Here is a 17,766-nt window from a genome sequence, read left to right on the forward strand (position 1 = left end):
GCGCAGGGATCGGGGTCCGACCCCTACGCACCCCCCGCAGTTACCGGTCCCGCTGGGGGTGCCGGGGCGTCAGCGGGCCAGGAAGTCCACGACCGCCCGGTTCCACTCCTCCGCGTGGCTGACGTTGCAGCCGTGCGGGCCGCCCGCGATGACGTGCAGCTCGCCGGCGGCGAGGGCGGCGTGCGTGCGGGCGCCGGAGCCCTCGAAGGGGACGGTGGCGTCGGCGTCGCCGTGGAGGACGAGCGCGGGGACGGTGACCTTCGGCAGGTCGTCGCGGAAGTCGGTCTCGCCGAACGCAGCCATGCACGCCAGCGCGGCGCGCTTGTTCGCCTGCTTGCACAGGGCGAGCGCCTCCTGGCGCTGGGCCTCGGTCACCTTCAGGACGCCGTCCGCGGAGAAGAAGTCCCGCGTGAAGCCGTCGTAGAAGGTGTCCTCGTCCTTCGTCAGCGAGGCGGTCATCTCGGCTGCCTGCTCCTGGGACAGCGGGCCGTCGGGGTTGTCCGGGCCCTTCGCCATGTAGGGCGGCACCGCCGAGGCGAAGACGACGCTGCGCACGCGCTCGGCGCCGTAGAGGGAGAAGTAGCGGGCCACCTCGCCGCCGCCCATGGAGAAGCCGACGAGCGTGACGTCCTGCAGGTCGAGCTCCGTCAGCAGGGTGTGCAGGTCCTCGGTGAGCGTGTCGTAGGTGTAGCCCGTGAGGGGCTTGTCGCTGCGGCCGAACCCGCGGCGGTCGTAGGTGACGACGCGGTACCCGTCGGCCGCGATCGCCGGCACGTTCTCGGAGAACGACTCCCCGGACAGGGGCCACCCGTGGATGAGGACGACCGGGCGGCCGGTGCCGCCCGTGTCGTCGACGTGCAGGTTCGTGTCCTTGAACAGGCCGTGGTGCGCGGTGATCTCCGTCAACGGACGGTCCTCTCGTCGGGCGGGCCCTCGCTGGCCCGCTGCCCTCGACGCTAGGTCGGGTCCCCCGGGGCGGCACCCGGGGCGGCACCCCGGGCGACTCGCTCACCCGACGGTGTGAAGGCCCCGGTGCTCCCCGCTCTCGGCGCGGTGCGCTGCCACGGCTCAGGCCGGCACCCGCTGGTGCTCGCGGGCGCCGGCGCCGAGCGCGGCGGCGAGCTCCCGCCGCGAGGCGATGCCGAGCTTGGTGTACGTGCGGCCGAGGTGGATCTCGACCGTCTTCGGGGTGACCCACAGCGTCTGCGCGATCTCGCGGTTCGTCAGGCCGGAGACGGCCAGGTCGGCGACGCGGCGCTCCGAGGCGGTGAGGGCGTCGACGCCGCTGGCGTAGGCGCGCCGGGGCCGGGCGCCGGCCTCGTCGAGCAGGGCCCGCACGTGCCGGTCGAGCCGGGCGGACTCCGTGCGCGTCGCCGCGTCGAGGGCGAGGCGCAGCGGCTCGCGCGCACCGGTGCGGTCCCCGCGCCGCAGCAGCAGCGCGCCGAGGTCGTGCAGCGCCCAGCCGTGCTCGAGCCGGTACGGGGTCGGCGCCAGCACCTCGACGGCCTCCGCCAGCGTCGCGAGGGCCGCCTCCGGCCGTTGCGTCCCGGCACGGACGCGCAGCACGGTGCCCAGCGGCCCGCGCAGGCCCGCCACCGTGGCGACGGCCTCGTCGTGCGCGAGGAGGTCGCCGGCCTCCGCCGGCCGCCCGAGCGCGCGAGCACCGCCGCCAGCCGCAGCCGCCCGCGCGTGGCGTGCGGCGCCGCCCACCCGCGCTCGTCGCCCAGCGCCACCACCCGGCGGAGGTCGACCTCCGCCGCGTCGAGGCGCCCGGCCACCGCGCGGACGAGACCCCGGGCCGAGAGGACGAAGGGCTCCATGAACGTGCCCTCCGCCGGCCCCAGCGGCCGGTCGACCAGCGCCAGCGCCTCGTCGAGCCGGTCGAGGTGCGCGAGGTTCTCCGCCGCGATCGCCGCGAGCGCGGGGATGGTCAGCTCGAGCCCGAGCTCCGTGATCGCCGCGTGCCCCAGCAGCGAGCGCGCCGCCCCCGCCGCCACCGACCCGAAGTCCCGGTGCCAGTACCCCCACGACTGCTCGATGAAGAACCGCGCGGACACCAGCCCCTTCTCGACGACGATGCGCTCGCCCTCCTCCAGCACCTGCGCGCACCGGTCGGGGGCCTCGGCGAACCGGAACGCGTGCGTCAGCAGGTTCCAGGTGGAGGAGGCGGGTCCCACGTCGGCGACGAGGCGGCCGTCGGCCACGGCCCGCTCCGCCAGCCGCAGCACGTCGGCACGCGGCAGCCCGGCGCACCCGCCGTCGACGGCGAGGTGGACGAGCATGACGGGGGAGGGGTCGGGGTCGGTGCGGCCCAGCTCGAAGGCCGCCCGGCGCGGCTCGGCGAAGGCGTCGGGGAAGACGAGGGACTCCAGCGTGAAGGCCTCGAGGCGCAGCTGGAGGCCGGGGTCGGTGGCCTCCTCCATGCCGCGGCCGACCTCGTCGAGCGCGGCCATCGGGTCGGAGTGGACGAGGAGGTTGCCGAGGGCGGCGCGCGCCCGGGCCGACGCGTCGCCCGGCGGCAGCAGCGCCAGCGCCTCGCGCAGGTGCTCGGGCCCGCCCGGCTGCTGGGCGCGCACCTCGGCCTCGCCCAGCTCGAGCAGGACGGCGCCGCGCCGGTCGGCGGGCGGTGGCTCGTCGAGCGCGCGGCGCAGCAGCGGCACGGCGGTCTCGAGCGAGCCCGCACCGGCCGCCGCGACGCCCGCGCGCAGCAGGTCCTCCACCGCCTCCGGGTCGCCGGCCGGGTCCGCCGCCAGGCGGTGCACCGCCACCTCCTCCGGCCGGGCGCCGCGGGCCCGCAGCAACCGGGCGGCTCGGGCGTGCAGCGCCGACCTCTCGCGCGGCGTGCACGCGTCGAGCACCGCGGCGGCCACCAGCGGGTGCACGAACGCCCGCGCCCCGGGCAGCAGCACCTCCGCCTCGACCAGTCGGTCCGTCAGCGCCTGCACGTCGGCCACCGGCACCCCGCCCAGGTCGCCGAGGTCCTCGGGCGTCGCGCGCTCCCCGAGCACCGCGACCGCCCGCGCCGTGGCCGTCGCCCCCGCGCCGAGCTGCCGCAGCCGACGTCCCACGGCGGCGGCCACACCGCGACCCCCGAGCGCCGCGAGCCGCTCGCCCTCCTCGTCGCGTCCCCGCAGACCGGCGGCGCCGGCCTCCCGCGCCAGCACGCCGACGAGCAGCGGGTTGCCGCCGGTCGTCCGCCACGCCGCGGCGACGAAGCCGGCCTGCGGGTGCTCCGCGAGCGCACCCGCGAGCACCTGCTCGACCTCGACGGTGCCCAGCGGCCGCGGCCGCAGCACCCGCGCGCCCGGACCCGCGGCCACCTCCGCCAGCAGCTCCGCGGGGGCGTCGGGCTCCCCGGTCCGCACCGTGGCCACGACGAGCACCGGCAACCCGTCGAGCCGCCGGCCGAGGTACTCGACGAAGCGCAGGCTCGGCAGGTCCGACCACTGCAGGTCGTCGACGAGCAGCACCACCGGCCCCCGCTCCGCCAGGTTCGCGACCAGCCAGAACAGCCCGAGCTGGACCGCGTAGGACTCCTCGTCGCCGGCCTCCGCACCGCCCGTCAGCAGCGCCGCCGCCCGCGTCGCCCCGCCGGCCAGCAGCTCGGCCCGTGCCGCCGCGTCCAGCGCCGGGTCCGCGACGACGGGCCCGAGGACCTGGTGCACGACGCCCCAGGCGAACCCGCGGTCGAGCTCGCTGGCCCGTGCCGCCAGCACGCGCGCACCCCGCCCGGTCGCCGCGTCCCGCACGTGGTGCAGCAGCGCCGTCTTGCCGATCCCGGCTGGTCCCTCGAGCACGGCGACGGCCCCGTCCCGGGCCTCGACCGCGCGCTCCAGCAGCCCGTCGAGGGCGGACACCTCCGCCTCCCGCGACAGCAGCACCCCGACCACCCCCGCACGCTAGCGGCGTCACCACCCCCGGCGGGAGAGGCGCCGACCCTCGGCGAACCCCACGCCCGCCCGCCGGCCGTGCGGGCGTGCGGGTCGGCTCGTCTCCCCCCCGGTCAGGCGGGGTGCGCGGGGCCGTAGCCGGCTGCGAGCCCGGCGTAGTCGTCCCAGTCGTCCGGCACGGGTTCGTCCCGCAGGGACGCCTCCAGCCGGTCGAGGTAGTAGTGCCACCCCGCCCCGATGCCACCGACGTCGCCGCCCTCGACGTCGGGGCCCAGCAGGTGCCGGAAGACGAGCGTCGTCCCGTCGCCCTCGCCGTCCCCCTCCGTCCCGTCCCCCTTCGCGGCGAGCGCGACCGTCAGCGGCCACGCCGTCCCACCACCTGTCCCCCCGCCCCCGACGGTGACGGCGAGCAGGCTCGGCGGCTCGCACCAGTCGATCCGCAGCGGTTCTGCGGGCACGTCCCCCTCGGCCACGAGCCGCACGACGACGGCCCCCGTCGCCGGGTCGCCCTCCCACCGCCCGTACCACCGCTCCAGCCGGTCGGGGTCGGTCAGCTCCCGCCACACCACCTCCACCGGGTAGGGCAGCACCCGCCGGAACACCAGCGACGTCCCCGCGCCGTCCCGCTCGACCCGCCCACCCGACGTCGTCACCCCGCTCATCCCCGCACCTTCTCGTCTGCCCGACCGATCACGACAGGGTGCTGCCGCCCGCAGTCGGCGGAGGTCGCCGGATGGCACCGTGCGTGGGAGGGTCGTCCGCCCGGGCCCGGCCCGGACCGCCAGGAGGAGGTCACCCGTGCGCACACCCTGGGGCCGACGGGCAGTGGTCGTGCTGGCGTGGTTCGCCGGCGCCGCGCTCGTGCTCCTCGCGGTCCGCGGCATCAACGCCGTGCGCGGGCTGCCCGGCACCGAGGCGTGGACGACCGGTCTGCCAGGGGCAGGGGGTGCGTTCATCGGCGTGGTCGTCGGGCGGTGGTCGATGTCACGACGCGCACGCCGCGAGGCGGCGCGAGGGCGCCTCGTCCTGCCGGTGCGGTCCGCCGACGACGTGGACGGCGTCCCACGTCAGTGGTCCGGCCGCCAGGTCCAGCTCGGTGCCGGCAGCGTCGAGCTCAGCGCCCTCCGTCATCGGCTCCACGCCGGGCCCTTCGTCGTCACCGCCGCTCGGTCGACGGGCCGGACCACGGGCTGGGGCTGGGCCACGGAGCCGGGCCGCGTGGTCGAGCTGCTCACCGCTGCCGGCGCGATCGAGCTGGCCGTCCCGCACGACCGTGTCGACCGCGTGCTCGAGATGGTGACTCCGCATCCGGCGGTCGACGGTCCCGCCGGCGGGTAGCACCGACGTGCTGCGTCGGCCGGCCGGCAGCGGTCGCGGACCACGCACCGCATCGCGGCTCCTGGTGCCGATGACGCACGCCTCTGCCCGGCGGCCCTGCACGGCGACGTGCGTCCGCTGGTGCCCGACGATCCTGCCGTCGGGCGCGCGGAACTCGTACCGAGCGGGTTCCAGCTCGGTCGCCTTGATCCGTCCTGACCGCGGACGTCTCGCGCGGTCGATCAGGCGTCGGATCGTGAGGTCGGCGCGGTGCACCTCGTGGTGGTGCCGACCGCACAGGACCACGCCGTTCTCGACGCTCGTCTCCCCGTCGTCCCGGGCCCACCAGCGGATGTGGTGGACCTCGCACCACCGGGCCGGGGTCTCGCACCCCGGGAACACGCACCCCTGGTCCCGCAGGATCACCGCCCGGCGCTGGTGCCCGGTGAACAGCCGCTCCTCCCGTCCCTCGGACCGCTCGAGGGCTGAGACCGCCGCGGCGCAGGCGCTGGACGCCTCAGGCGCGCTCGAACAGCTCCGCCATCGCCGCCTGCTGCTCCAGGACGTCGTTGATGCGCTGCTGGACCGCGTCGAGCTGCCCGACGATCTCGCTGGTGGCGTGAATGCCCGAGGCGACGGACTGGCTGCTGGCCTGGATGCCCGCGATCTGCCCGGCGACGCGCTGGGTCGCGGCCGCCGTCTCGCCGGCCAGCTCCTTGACCTCGTTGGCGACGACCGCGAAGCCGCGGCCGACCTCGCCGGCCCGCGCGGCCTCGATGGTCGCGTTGAGGGCGAGCAGGTTGGTCTGCTGCGCGATGCCCGTGATGACCTTGATGACGTCGCCGATCGCGGTGGAGGCGTCGTTGAGGGCCGCCACCTCGTCCCGCATCGTCGCCGAGCGTCCGACGGCCTCGTCCGCGACCCGCCCCGCGTCGCCGGCCGCCCCGCGCAGCTGCGCGACGGTGTCGAGCAGCATCTGCGCGTTGCGCGCGTCGGCGGCCGAACGGCGCACGACGGACAGCCGCTGCGACACGAGCTGGGCCACGTTGCGCAGCGCCGCCCCGCGCGAGGGCGAGAGCTCGATGGTGTCCGTGGTGAAGAAGTCCATCGTCCCGATGACGCGCCCGTCGTCGAGGATCGGGAAGCACACGCCCGACCGGACGCCGGCCCGCTGCGCGACGGGCGCCCGGACGCAGTCCGTCATCTCCCCGAGGTCGCGGACGAACACGAGGTCACGCCCCTTCCAGGCGCGCCCCGACAGCCCGACGCCCTCCGCGAAGGACGCCTCCAACGTCACCTTGCGGAAGTCGGCACCCGCCGACCCGGACTCCAGCGCGAACCGCAGCACGCGCGCGTCCTCGTCGAGCACCCAGTAGGAGCCGTACGCCCAGCCGAACGCCGTGCGCACGGTCTCCAGCGCCACGCGGATCGCCGACTCCTCGTCGCGGGCCTCACCGACGCGCGTGACGACGGTCGTGACGGCCTCGCGGTCGTTGAGCGTCTCCTGCAGCGACGCCGCGGCCAGCGCCTGCCGACGCGCCAGGGTCGCGATGCGGCCGATGGCCTGCCACTTCTCGTCGGCGAACCGCGGCAGGCAGCGGGCTGACCAGAACTCGAGCACGCCGACGACCTCGTCGCCGTCCGTCATGGGGATCGCGGCCACCGCGACCATGCCCACGCCCTCGGCGGCGATCCGCCGCGCGCTGCGCGTGGTCGGCGGGGTGTCACCGGGCGAGAAGACCTGCGGGCGGCGCGTGCGCCAGGCCGCCTCGGCGAGCGTCCCGCGCGATCCCCGCGACTCGGGCGTCAGCCGCGACGCGACCGGCCCGGCCTCGTAGGCCAGCTCCAGCCCGCCGGCGACGGGCGCCCACTGCGCGCCGTAGTCGACGCCGAGCGCCCGCACGAGCGTGTCCGTCATCTTCACGCGTGCGTCCTGCTCGTCCTCCACCCCGCCGTCCAGCGCGATGAGCACCTGCTCGAGCGCCTCGACGTCACGGGGCACGACGGTCGGCGCGACCTGGTCGCTGCGGCGGCGGAACGGCATGACGGACTCCTCGGCAAGGGGGACGTGCCTCCTCCCGATCGGTCGCCGGTGCCCAGGCGTGAGCCGTGACGGCCACCACCTGGTGACGACCGCCACGGGGCGGGTGCCGCGCGTAGATTGAGCGCCTCCCGCGCCCCCGACCGGCAGGACCGCGCCGGCCGACGACCCCCTGGAGCCCCCGTTGCGCCGTGCCCTCGCCCTCGCCGCCGTCAGCCTCCTCGGCTCCCTGGCGCTCGTCGGGTGCGCGCCCGTCTACGAGACGCCGTCCGGCGGGTCCTCCGCCGGCGCGGGGACCTCCACCGCCGACGCGGGCACGGCCACCGGTGGGGACCTCCCCACCCTCACCGACGGCGTCCTCACCATCGCGACGTCCGAGCCTGCCTACGAGCCGTGGGTGGTCGGCGACGACCCGACGACGGGCGAGGGCTACGAGGCCGCGGTCGCCTACGCCGTGGCGGACCGCCTGGGCTACGCCGCCGACGACGTCGAGTGGGTCCGCGCCACGTTCGAGCAGATCATCGCCCCGGGGGCGAAGGCCTTCGACCTCGCGATCAACCAGGTCTCCATCACCGACGAGCGCCGCGAGAACCTCGACTTCTCCTCCTCCTACTACGACACCGCCCAGGCCGTCGTCACGCTGGGGACCGCGGCGGCCGCGGACGCCGCCTCGCTCGCGGACCTCGCACCCCTGCGCATCGGCGCCATGGTCGGCACCACGAGCGCGCAGGTCGCCGAGGACGCCATCGCGCCGACGACCGACGTCCAGCTCTTCAACGACAACGACCAGGTCAAGCAGGCCCTCGTGGCCGGCCTCGTCGACGCGATCGTGGTCGACCTGCCGACGGCCCTGTACCTCAGCGCGGTCGAGCTCGAGGGCGGCGTGCTCGTCGGGCAGCTCCCGGCCGGCGACGACCCCGACCAGTTCGGTCTGGTCCTCGACAAGGGCTCCGCGCTCACCGAGCCGGTCACCGAGGCGGTGGACGCCCTGCGCGCGGACGGCACGCTGGCCGACCTCGAGGCGCAGTGGCTGACCGACGCGGCCGGCGCCCCCGTCCTGCGGTGACCTCGCGCGCCGCCGAGCCCGCACCCGAGCCCGCACCCGATCGCGCCTCTCACCCGGCGCACCCCGCCTGGACGCCCTCGCCCCTCGCCCGCGAGCGGCTGGCGTACCGCCGCGCCCGTGCCCGCCGGTCGGCCCTCGTCGGCCTGGCGTCCACGCTCGTCGTCGGCGCGCTGGCCGTGCTCGCGCTCGTCTCGTCGCCGGGCTGGCCGCGCGTACGGGCCTCGTTCCTCGACCCCGAGGTCGCGTGGGCGTCCCTGCCGCGCGTGCTCGAGGGGCTGTGGCTCAACCTGCGCGTCATGGCGGTGGCGGCGGTCTGCATCCTCGTGCTCGCGCTGGTCCTGGCGGTGTGCCGGACGCTGCGCGGGCCCGTGTTCCTGCCGCTGCGCCTGGCCGCGACCGTCTACGTCGACGTCTTCCGCGGGCTGCCGCTCATCCTCGTCCTGCTGCTCGTCGGGTTCGGCCTGCCCGGGCTGCGGCTGCAGGGCATCCCGACGAGCGCGGTCGTCCTCGGCGGGCTGGCGCTCGTCCTCACCTACTCCGCCTACGTCGCCGAGGTGTTCCGCGCCGGCATCGAGTCGGTCCACCCCTCGCAGGTCGCGGCCGCCCGGTCGCTCGGGCTCTCCCACGCGCAGGCGCTGCGCACGGTCGTGCTGCCGCAGGCCGTCCGCCGCGTGGTCCCGCCGCTGCTCAACGACCTCGTCGCACTGCAGAAGGACTCGGGCCTCATCTCGATCCTCGGCGCCGTCGACGCCGTGCGCGCCGCGCAGATCCAGACCTCCGCGTACGCCAGCTTCACGCCCTACGTCGTGGCCGGCCTGCTCTTCGTCGCCCTCACGATCCCCCTCTCGCGCCTCACCGACGCGCTCGCCCGCCGCGGCGGCTGGCAGGGCGCGACGGCGGGCGTGGCCGGCGCGGGACCGATCCGGTGACGGCCCCCGGTCCCGCCCCCGTCCCCGTCCTGCAGGTGGAGGGCGTCCGCAAGGCGTTCGGCGACCACGTCGTGCTCGACGGCGTCGACCTGCGGGTCGACTCCCACCGCTGCGTGGTCCTCGTCGGGGCGTCCGGCTCCGGCAAGTCGACGCTCCTGCGCGTCGTCGACCTGCTCGAGGACGTCGACGACGGCGTCGTGCGGCTGGAGGGCCAGGACGTCACCGACCCCCGCGTCGACGCCGACGCGGTCCGTGCCCGCATGGGCATGGTCTTCCAGGCGTACAACCTGTTCCCGCACATGCGCGTGCTGGACAACGTGACGCTCGCGCCGCGCCTCGTCCACGGTGTCGGTCGCGAGGAGGCCGAGGAGCGCGCGCTCGCCGTGCTCGACCGCGTGGGCCTGCGCGCCCGCGCGCACGCGTTCCCCGACCAGCTCTCCGGCGGCCAGCAGCAGCGCGTCGCCATCGCCCGCTGCCTCGTCACCTCCCCGCGCCTCCTGCTGCTCGACGAGGTGACGAGCGCGCTGGACCCCGAGCTCGTCGGCGAGGTGCTGGACCTCCTCGTCGAGCTCAAGGCCGAGGGCACGACGATGCTCGTCGCCACCCACGAGATGGGCTTCGCCCGCCGCGTCGCCGACGAGGTGTGCTTCCTGCACGCGGGCCGGGTCCACGAGCAGGGCCCGCCGCAGCAGGTCCTCGACGACCCGAGGGACCCGCGCACGCGCGACTTCCTGCGCCGCCTCGTCTGATCCCGGCCGGACCTCGGACGAGCCGGCTCATCCTCCGGTCGGACCCCGGACCCGCCCCGCTCATCCCTCGGTCGGGTCCTGGCCAGAACCAGCCCCGTCGCAGGTCAGGAGGCGCTACGTTCGGCGCGCCCGTCCGCGCGGACGCGACGGGCGTCCGTCGCACGAGGGGGCACCATGAGCACCGTCCACCGTCACTCCCACCCTCCGGTCCACCCCCTCGCGCTCCAGCCCGGGCGGCGTCCCGGGCGGCGTCTGGCCGTCCTCGTCGCCGTCGCCGCGCTGGGCCTCGCGGGGTGCTCCTCGTCGTCGGAGGGGGACGGGGAGGGCGGGACGGACGGCGGTGCCCCCGCGGTCGAGGACCTGGGGCCCATCAGCGCGAAGCTGCAGGGCATCTACGAGGACTTCGACGCGGCGGCCGCGGACGAGCAGCAGCGCGAGGCCGAGGAGGTCATCGCCGCCTGCATGAAGGAGCAGGGCTTCGACTACACGCCGGTCGAGCCGCAGAACACCACGGCGTTCTCGGAGCCGGACCCCGACATGCCCATGTGGGGCACGGTCGAGTTCGCGGAGCAGTACGGCTACGGCATCACGACGCAGGAGGAGCTCGGGTACGGCTCCCCGGACGAGCCCGAGATGCCCGAGGACCCGAACCAGGCCGCCGTCGAGGCGATGTCGGAGAGCGAGCAGACCGCCTACTACGCCGCGCTGTACGGCGAGCCGGTCGAGCCCGACCCGGCGGCCGACCCCGACGAGCCGGTCGAGTGGGACTGGACGACCGCAGGGTGCTCCGGCCTGGCGCAGCACGAGGTGTACGACCAGGGCGGCATGAGCGAGAGCCCCGTCATGCAGGAGCTCAGCACGATGTACGAGGACGCCACCTCCGACCCGCGGTACACAGCCGCGCAGCAGGAGTGGGTGACGTGCATGGCCGACGCGGGGCACCCGTACACCACCTCCGACGAGCCGCAGCAGGACATCAGCGACCGGTACTTCGAGGAGGCCATGGACCCCGAGACGGGTGAGGTCGACGAGGCGGCCGCCGCCGAGCTGCGCGACGAGGAGATCGCCGTCGCCACCGCCGACGCCGGCTGCCGCGAGGAGGCGGACGTCGACGGGACGACGGCGGCCATCCTCAAGGAGATGGAGGAGGAGTACTACGCCGCCCACCGCGCGGAGGTCGACGCCTTCATCGCGGAGCAGGAGGCGCAGCAGGGCGGTGACGACGCGTGAGGTGGCTGCGCGGCGGTGACGAGGCGCCCGCCCTCCGCGGGCGGACGGCCGTGGTCGTGCTGGCCGCCGTGGCGGTGGTCAGCCTGCTCCTGGGGCTGCTGCTGAGCCGGCTCGTCGTGTCCCCGGCCCAGGCGGCGGCGGCCCAGCGGCCCCCGGCGGCCGGCCCGGTGACCGTGCCCGTCGAGGAGCGCGTCGTGGCCAGCACGGTGGTGCTGCGGGCCGACGTCGCCTACGAGGACCCGGTCAGCCTGTCGCTCGAGACGGGCGACCTGGGCCGGCCGGCCGTCGTCACCGGCCGCGTCCCGGAGGTGGGCGCCCAGGTCGAGGCCGGTGCGGTCCTGCTCGAGGTGACCGGCCGCCCGGTCCTGGCGCTGCCCGGGGAGCTGCCGACGTACCGCACCCTGCGCGCCGGCGTCTCCGGGCCGGACGTGCAGCAGCTGCGCGCGGCGCTCGCGGCCCTGGGCATCTCCGCGGGGGACCCGTCCGACGCCGACTACGACGCGACCGTCGCGGCGGGCGTCCGGGCGCTGTACGACCGGGCGGGCTACCCCGCCCCGGAGCCGGGCGACGAGCTGACCGCCGCGGTCGAGGGGGCGCAGGACGCCCTCACGGCGGCGCAGGAGGGGCTCGCCGGTGCCCAGCGCGCGCTGGACGCCGCGCGCCGCGGCCCGGCGACGGACGCCGAGCGCGTCCGCCTCGACGGGGACGTCGCGGTGGCGCAGGCCGCCCGCGACTACGCGGGCACGCAGTGCGCCCTGCCGCTCGAGACCCGCGACCCGGCCGCGGACTGCACGCCGCCGACCCTGGCCCGGCTCGACGCCGACGTGGCGGCGGCGCGCGCGGCCCGGTCGGCGCTCGAGGCCGCCCCCGACACCCGCGCCGAGGCCGCCGACGTGGCCGCGGCGCGCACCGCCGTGGAGCGCGCGACGGCCGACCTGCGGGAGGCGCAGGCCGCGACGCTCACCCCGTTCCCCGCGTCGGAGGCCGTCTTCGTGGCCGAGCTGCCGCGTCGCGTCGACGCCGTGGGCGTCGCACGCGGCCAGACCGTCGGCGCGGGCTTCGTCACGGTCTCGGGTGCCACCGTCACCGTGACGGCCGGCGCCTCCGAGGAGGACGCCGCCCTCATGCCCGTCGGCACCCGCGGCACGGTCGACCTCGACGGGGAGCCCCTGGGCGTCACCGTCACCGCCGTCGAGGACCCGGCCGCCGACGCCCCGCAGGCCGCTCCCGGCGGTGCCGAGGGCGAGGGCGCGACGGGCGGCGACGCGGGCACGTCCGACGCCGCGCCCACCGACGAGCGCCGGGTGGTGCTCACCTTCGACGCCGTCACGCCCGAGCAGGAGCTCGCGCTCCAGGGCACCAACGTGCGCGTGGTGGTGCCGGTGAGCTCCACGGGCAGCGAGGTGCTGGCCGTGCCGCTCGCCGCGCTGAGCGCCGGCCCGGACGGCGGCAGCCGCGTGGAGGTCCTGGGCGACGACGAGGCGCGGCACCTCGTGCCCGTCACGACCGGTCTGGCCGCCGAGGGCTACGTCGAGATCGCCGCGTCCGACGAGCCCCTCGCCGCGGGCGACCTCGTCGTCGTCGGCACGGCGGGTACGGACGACGGGCAGGACGACGGGCAGGACGAGGGCGACGCGTCCGACGACGCCACGACGGAGGAGGCGTCCTCGTGACGCTCCTGCTCCCCGGCGCCGCCGACGCCCCCGCCGGGCAGCCCGCCGACGGGCCGGAGGCCGGGCCGCCGCCACCCGTCCTGGAGCTGCGCGGCGTCCACCGCGAGTTCCGCGGTGCGGCGACGGTCACCGCGCTGCAGCCCACCGACCTCGTCCTGGAGTCCGGCGGCTACCTGGCCGTCGTGGGGCCGTCGGGCTCGGGCAAGTCGACGCTGCTCAACCTCCTGGGCCTGCTCGACCGGCCGTCCGGCGGGGAGTACCTGCTGGACGGCGTCCCCACGGCCCGGGCGCGCGAGCGCGTGCGCACGGCCCTGCGGGCGGAACGCATCGGCTTCGTCTTCCAGGCCTTCCACCTGCTGCCGCAGCGCACCGTCCTCGAGAACGTCCTCCTGGCCACCACCTACGCGGGCGTCCCCCGCGCGCAGCGGCGGGAGCTGGCCCTCGCCGCGCTGGCCCGGGTCGGCCTCGGGCACCGCACGCACTTCCTGCCGACGACCCTGTCGGGCGGCGAGCGCCAGCGGGTCGCGGTCGCCCGCGCCGTCGTGGCCCGGCCGGCGGTGCTGCTGGCCGACGAGCCCACCGGCAACCTCGACTCGCACAGCTCGGCGGCGGTCCTCGAGCTCTTCGACGAGCTGCACGCCGACGGCCTGACCCTCGTCGTCATCACGCACGACCACGCGGTGGCCGCCCGCGCCCAGCGGCGGGTGTCGATCACCGACGGCGTGCTGCGGGAGGACGCATGAGCGCCCGGCGCGACCGCTTCGGCCTGCGCGACGTCGTCGCGGAGGCGACCTCGGGCGTCGGCGCGCGGCCCGTGCGGCTGCTGCTGACCGTCCTCGGGACGGTCCTCGGCATCGCGTCGGTCGTCGTCACCATCGGCCTCGCGCAGACCGCGGCCAACCGCGTCAACGAGCGCTTCGACGCGGTCGCGGCGACGCAGGCCACCGCCGAGCCGGCGACCCGCAGCACGTGGAGCGGTCGGCAGCAGGCCATCGGCAGCCTGCCGTGGGACGCCCCCGAGCGGGCGCAGCGCCTGGCGGGCGTGGAGGCCGCGGCGACGGTGTCGCCCGTCGACCTCGGCGGGGCGACGGTCAGCACGGTGGCGGTGCACGACCCGTCGGCCCCCGCGCTCGCGCCGCCCCCGGTGGTCGCGACGTCGCCGGGCCTGCTCGACGCCGTCGGCGGGCACCTGCGCGAGGGGCGCTTCTTCGACGCGGGGCACGATGCCCGCGGCGACCGCGTCGTCGTCCTGGGCGCCGACGCCGCCGCGCGGCTGGGCGTCACCCGCGTCGCGACCCAGCCCTCGGTCTTCATCGGCGACGTCGCGTACCAGGTCGTCGGTCTGCTCGACCGCGTCGAGCGCCGGCCGGACCTGCTGGGCGCCCTCGTCGTGCCGCAGGGGACGGCGGCCGCGGACCTCGGGCTCGTCTCGCCCGCGGCCCTGCAGCTGCGCATCGCCGTCGGCGCGGGGGCGACCGTGGCCGAGCAGCTCCCGATCGCGCTGGCGCCGGACGCGCCCGACACGGTCGACGTGTCGGTGCCCCCGCCGCCCGCCGCGGTGCAGGACGAGGTGCGGGCGGACCTCAACGTCGTGTTCCTGGCCCTCGGCGGGGTGGCGCTGCTCATCGGCGGCGTCGGCATCGCCAACGTGACCCTGCTGTCCGTCATGGAGCGGGCGGGGGAGATCGGCCTGCGCCGGGCGCTCGGCGCGCGCCGCCGGGACGTCGCGGCGCAGTTCGTCGCGGAGTCCGTGCTCGTCGGAGCCCTGGGCGGGCTCATCGGGGCGGCGCTCGGCGTCGGCGTCGTCGCGGTCGTGAGCCTGACGCAGGAGTGGACGCCGATCCTCGACCTGCGCGTGGTGGCGGCGGCCGCCGCCGTGGGCGCGCTCGTCGGGCTGCTGGCCGGCGGGTACCCGGCGGCGAAGGCGGCCCGGCTCGAACCCGTGGCCGCGCTGCGCTCGGGCCTCTGACCGGCGCCCCTCGTCGCACCCCGCCCGCACGACGAGGCGCGGCCGACCCGGGGTCGACCGCGCCTCGCGCCGCACGCCGGCCTCATGCCGGCCCGGGTGCTCAGGTGAGCGACCGGATCACCGCCTCGGCCTGCGTGCGCAGGGCGGTCCCGGCGCGGTCGGTCAGCGTGCTGCGGGCCGGTGGCGCGTCGAGGCGGCCGAGCAGCCGCTCGAGCTCCCGGACGGCCTGCGCGTCGCGGCCCCGGTCGAGAGACCGCTGCGCGGCGTCCACGTGCCCGCGGGCGAGCGACGCGAGCGGGCCGCGCACCTGGCCGTCGGCGCGGAGGGCGGCCAGGTCCGCCGCGATGCCGGCCACGGACGGCCCGGCCACCGCGGGCAGCGGCACCTGCATGAAGTCCGTGTCGGACGCGAGGTACCAGCCCGGGTAGGCCGGCTGGTTGTAGGCCGTCTGCTGGCGGGCCGTCTCCGCGCGGTACTGCGGGTCGTGCAGCAGCGTGACGACCTTGCGGTCCGTGTCCTCGGTCGAGGTGAAGACCCGCAAGGCGCTGCTGTCGACCGTGCGGACGACGAGCTCCTCGCGCGCGTCGCCGAGGACGTCGGCGACGAGCGAGGGGTTGCCCTTCGTGCCGTTGTTCGTGCGCGTCCCCCCGGCGACGAGCAGCGTGCCGCGCGTGCGGTCGGTGATCGACGGCGTCACGTCGCCGGCGCCCTCCACGATCTGCGTCGTGCCGTCGCCGGCCCAGCGGATCGACTGGTTGGTGCCGAGCGCCGGCGTGCCGAGCGGCTGACCGGTCGCGGACAGCAGGCCGCTGCCGTTCGACCCGTCGGGCATGCCGGCCCAGATCTCCAGCCCTCGCGTCGTCGGGTCGACGTCGCCGATCATCCCGCGGCCGGTGTCGCTCCCCGAGTACGCCCCGGCCAGGGTCGCGCCCGTCGCCGCGTCGCGCAGCGCCCAGCCGAAGGGCGCGTAGGCGCCGCCCTCGTGGACCGTGAAGACCTCCAGGCCCGGCCGGTCGGGGTCGATGTCGGTCACGTGCATGGCGTCGCCGTGCCCGAGCCGCGCCTCCTCGCCCGGCGTCGCCGAGCCCTCGGGCATCGTGTCGGTCGACGAGTACAGCAGGCTGCCGTCGTCGTCGATCGTCGCCGAGCCGTACACGATCTCGTGCCGGCCGTCGCCGTCCACGTCGGCCGCGGACAGCGAGTGGAAGCCCTGCGTGGTGATCGACCCGAACTCCGGGTCGGTCCCGTCGCGCCCGTGCGGCCCGTCGTCGAAGGGGTTCGTCATGGGCGTCCAGCCGGAGTCCACCGTGAACCGCGTGGACAGCGCCTCGCCGTCCCAGTCGTACGCGACCATCGTCGAGCGCGTGTAGTAGCCGCGCGCGAACACGGCCGACGGGTGCTGCCCGTCGAGGTGCGCGACGCCCGCGAGGAAGCGGTCCACGCGGTTGCCCGGCTCGATGCGGGCCATGGCGTAGTCGCCCCACAGCAGCCCGTCGTCGGTGCGGCCCGGCTCGTAGCGGACCGTCTGCAGCTCGTCGCCCGTCGCGGCGTCGAGGACGGACAGGTACTCCGGGCCGTCGAGCACGAAGCCCTCGAAGGTCCGCAGGTCGTTCCGGGCGGACCGGGAGGGCGCGTAGACGTCGATGACGTAGTCCGCCAGCGCCTCGGCGTCGGTGCGGGACAGCGGGTAGGCGTACCGCGGCGCGGCGCCCAGGGCCTCCTCGACCGTCGCGGGCCACTGCCCGGAGGTCACCTCCTCGCGCGCCGACCAGCCCTCGAGGACGTCCGCCAGGTGGTCGCGGTAGCCCGCCGCCGACAACCGGTAGTCGTCGTCGCCGGTCACCCCGGCCGCCACGTCCTCGGGCAGGAGCGTGATGTCCCGCGCCTCGCCCGCCCGGCCGTCGGTGTAGCGCGTGGTCGTCGTCCCGGGGGCCGTCTTCAGCATGATCTCGGCCCGGCCGTCGCCGTCGAAGTCCTCGACGAGGAACTGCGTGTAGTGCGCGCCGGCGCGGATGTTCACACCCAGGTCGATGCGGTTCAGCAGCGTGCCGTCGAGCTCGTACGTGTCGACGTAGACGTTGCCGGTGTAGCCCTTCTGCGACACGTCCTTGGCGTTGGACGGGTCCCACTTCACGACGAGCTCGATCTCCCCGTCCCCGTCGACGTCCGCGGGGGCGACGTCGTTCGCGGCGTAGGTGTAGGCCTCGCCCTCGGGGTGGATCGTCCCCGCGGGCGTCCGGCCGTCGGCGGGCTTCTGCAGCGGCACGTCGAGGTAGCCGTGCGACCACGGCTGGACGGTGCCCGTCGGCCCCGTCTCGCGGCCGTCGACGACGGGCACCACGCGGTAGGTGGCCCCGGCCGCGCCGGACGTGTCCCGCCACGTCGTGCTGTCCGTGACCGTGGCGACGAGCGTGCCGTCGCGGTACACGTGGAAGTCGGCGCCGGTCATGCGCTCGGGCGTCGCGCCGGTGACCTCCGTGCCCAGCAGGCGCCAGGACAGGTACGTCCCGTCGTCGGTGGGCACGGCGACGAGGCCGCGGTCGAGCCACTCGACCTGCGTACCGGTGCCGGCGGGGGCGGGCGGGGTCACGGCCGCCGGTGCGACCGGGGCGCCCACGGCGGCGCCGGTCCCGAGGCCGACGAGCAGTGCGGCGCCGGCACCGCCGGCGAGGAGGGCGCGTGGCGGGCACGCGCGGGGGAGCAGACTCATCGTCGAATCCTTCGTCCGCGGGCCCACCCGGTGGGGGCACGCCGTCGCCACGGTGGTGGCAACGTTTCAGGCGCGCGCCGGTGGACCCTGGTGCCGTCGACGCTAGGCGCGGTCGGACCGGATGGCAAGCGCTTCCCGATCGGCCGCACCGGCGTTGCACAGCGACGCCGGCTCACCCCTGAGGGTGAACCG

The 17,766-nt window shown here is 76.5% G+C and carries 14 protein-coding genes and 1 pseudogene; 8 read left to right on the forward strand and 7 right to left on the reverse strand.

What is annotated here, in order from left to right; translation table 11 throughout:
* Positions 1–69 precede the first annotated feature (69 nt).
* The 4 genes from AC2TDM_RS00985 to AC2TDM_RS01000 all read right to left on the reverse strand — a co-directional run bounded on the left by AC2TDM_RS00985 (position 70) and on the right by AC2TDM_RS01000 (position 4,552).
* Positions 70–906, reverse strand: coding sequence for an alpha/beta fold hydrolase (locus AC2TDM_RS00985; protein WP_090032338.1), 837 nt, complete (start codon positions 904–906; stop codon positions 70–72).
* A 162-nt stretch (positions 907–1,068) separates the two neighbouring features.
* On the reverse strand, positions 1,069–1,338 hold the full coding sequence (locus tag AC2TDM_RS00990; protein WP_484635534.1) for a helix-turn-helix domain-containing protein: 270 nt from the start codon (positions 1,336–1,338) through the stop codon (positions 1,069–1,071).
* Positions 1,224–3,890 (reverse strand): ATP-binding protein, encoded by a 2,667-nt coding sequence (locus AC2TDM_RS00995; RefSeq protein WP_484635535.1) that lies wholly within the window; start codon positions 3,888–3,890, stop codon positions 1,224–1,226. Before AC2TDM_RS00995 ends, AC2TDM_RS00990 begins: the two co-directional genes overlap by 115 nt.
* A 113-nt stretch (positions 3,891–4,003) precedes the next feature.
* On the reverse strand, positions 4,004–4,552 hold the full coding sequence (locus AC2TDM_RS01000; protein WP_484635536.1) for an SRPBCC domain-containing protein: 549 nt from the start codon (positions 4,550–4,552) through the stop codon (positions 4,004–4,006).
* Positions 4,553–4,688: 136 nt separating this feature from the next.
* Between AC2TDM_RS01000 and AC2TDM_RS01005 the strand changes: the two genes are divergently transcribed.
* Positions 4,689–5,228 carry a hypothetical protein gene (locus AC2TDM_RS01005; RefSeq protein WP_484636496.1) on the forward strand — a complete coding sequence of 180 codons (540 nt, stop codon included), beginning with the start codon at positions 4,689–4,691 and terminating at the stop codon, positions 5,226–5,228.
* A gap of 243 nt (positions 5,229–5,471) precedes the next feature.
* On the opposite strand, the pseudogene AC2TDM_RS01010 reads toward AC2TDM_RS01005, so the two are convergent.
* Both AC2TDM_RS01010 and AC2TDM_RS01015 read right to left on the reverse strand, forming a co-directional pair.
* A pseudogene (locus AC2TDM_RS01010) lies at positions 5,472–5,633 on the reverse strand (HNH endonuclease); the annotation flags it as partial.
* Between the two features lie 91 nt (positions 5,634–5,724).
* Entirely contained in the window at positions 5,725–7,251 is a 1,527-nt protein-coding gene (locus AC2TDM_RS01015; RefSeq protein ID WP_484635537.1) for a methyl-accepting chemotaxis protein, read from the reverse strand.
* 181 nt (positions 7,252–7,432) lie between these two features.
* Between AC2TDM_RS01015 and AC2TDM_RS01020 the strand changes: the two genes are divergently transcribed.
* The 7 genes from AC2TDM_RS01020 to AC2TDM_RS01050 all read left to right on the forward strand — a co-directional run bounded on the left by AC2TDM_RS01020 (position 7,433) and on the right by AC2TDM_RS01050 (position 14,864).
* Positions 7,433–8,314: an ABC transporter substrate-binding protein gene (locus AC2TDM_RS01020; RefSeq protein ID WP_484635538.1), complete on the forward strand. Its 882-nt coding sequence runs from the start codon at positions 7,433–7,435 to the stop codon at positions 8,312–8,314.
* On the forward strand, positions 8,311–9,243 hold the full coding sequence (locus tag AC2TDM_RS01025) for an amino acid ABC transporter permease (RefSeq protein WP_484635539.1): 933 nt from the start codon (positions 8,311–8,313) through the stop codon (positions 9,241–9,243). The genes AC2TDM_RS01020 and AC2TDM_RS01025 overlap by 4 nt, the downstream gene beginning before the upstream one ends.
* A complete protein-coding gene (locus tag AC2TDM_RS01030) occupies positions 9,240–9,992 on the forward strand; it encodes an amino acid ABC transporter ATP-binding protein (RefSeq protein ID WP_484635540.1) in 753 nt (250 codons plus the stop codon). The genes AC2TDM_RS01025 and AC2TDM_RS01030 overlap by 4 nt, the downstream gene beginning before the upstream one ends.
* A 174-nt stretch (positions 9,993–10,166) precedes the next feature.
* Positions 10,167–11,222: a hypothetical protein gene (locus tag AC2TDM_RS01035; protein WP_484635541.1), complete on the forward strand. Its 1,056-nt coding sequence runs from the start codon at positions 10,167–10,169 to the stop codon at positions 11,220–11,222.
* Positions 11,219–12,895, forward strand: a complete 1,677-nt coding sequence (locus AC2TDM_RS01040) for a hypothetical protein (protein WP_484635542.1) — start codon at positions 11,219–11,221, stop codon at positions 12,893–12,895. The genes AC2TDM_RS01035 and AC2TDM_RS01040 overlap by 4 nt, the downstream gene beginning before the upstream one ends.
* An 80-nt stretch (positions 12,896–12,975) precedes the next feature.
* The gene (locus AC2TDM_RS01045; RefSeq protein ID WP_484636366.1) at positions 12,976–13,638 is read left to right on the forward strand and encodes an ABC transporter ATP-binding protein; all 663 of its coding nucleotides are present in this window, start codon (positions 12,976–12,978) and stop codon (positions 13,636–13,638) included.
* Positions 13,635–14,864 carry an ABC transporter permease gene (locus AC2TDM_RS01050; protein WP_484635543.1) on the forward strand — a complete coding sequence of 410 codons (1,230 nt, stop codon included), beginning with the start codon at positions 13,635–13,637 and terminating at the stop codon, positions 14,862–14,864. Before AC2TDM_RS01045 ends, AC2TDM_RS01050 begins: the two co-directional genes overlap by 4 nt.
* 100 nt (positions 14,865–14,964) lie before the next feature.
* On the opposite strand, the gene AC2TDM_RS01055 is transcribed toward AC2TDM_RS01050, so the two are convergent.
* On the reverse strand, positions 14,965–17,574 hold the full coding sequence (locus AC2TDM_RS01055; RefSeq protein WP_484635544.1) for a rhamnogalacturonan lyase: 2,610 nt from the start codon (positions 17,572–17,574) through the stop codon (positions 14,965–14,967).
* Between the last annotated feature and the right edge of the window lie 192 nt (positions 17,575–17,766).

The sequence above is a fragment of the Cellulomonas sp. plas2 genome, assembly GCF_057221735.1.

Excerpts from the sequence above, each read along its gene's own strand:
- AC2TDM_RS01000 (WP_484635536.1), bottom strand. The coding sequence starts at position 4,552 with ATGAGCGGGGTGACGACGTCGGGTGGGCGGGTCGAGCGGGACGGCGCG.
- AC2TDM_RS01050 (WP_484635543.1), top strand. The coding sequence starts at position 13,635 with ATGAGCGCCCGGCGCGACCGCTTCGGCCTGCGCGACGTCGTCGCGGAG.
- AC2TDM_RS01035 (WP_484635541.1), top strand. The coding sequence starts at position 10,167 with ATGAGCACCGTCCACCGTCACTCCCACCCTCCGGTCCACCCCCTCGCG.
- AC2TDM_RS01055 (WP_484635544.1), bottom strand. The coding sequence starts at position 17,574 with ATGAGTCTGCTCCCCCGCGCGTGCCCGCCACGCGCCCTCCTCGCCGGC.
- AC2TDM_RS01015 (WP_484635537.1), bottom strand. The coding sequence starts at position 7,251 with ATGCCGTTCCGCCGCCGCAGCGACCAGGTCGCGCCGACCGTCGTGCCC.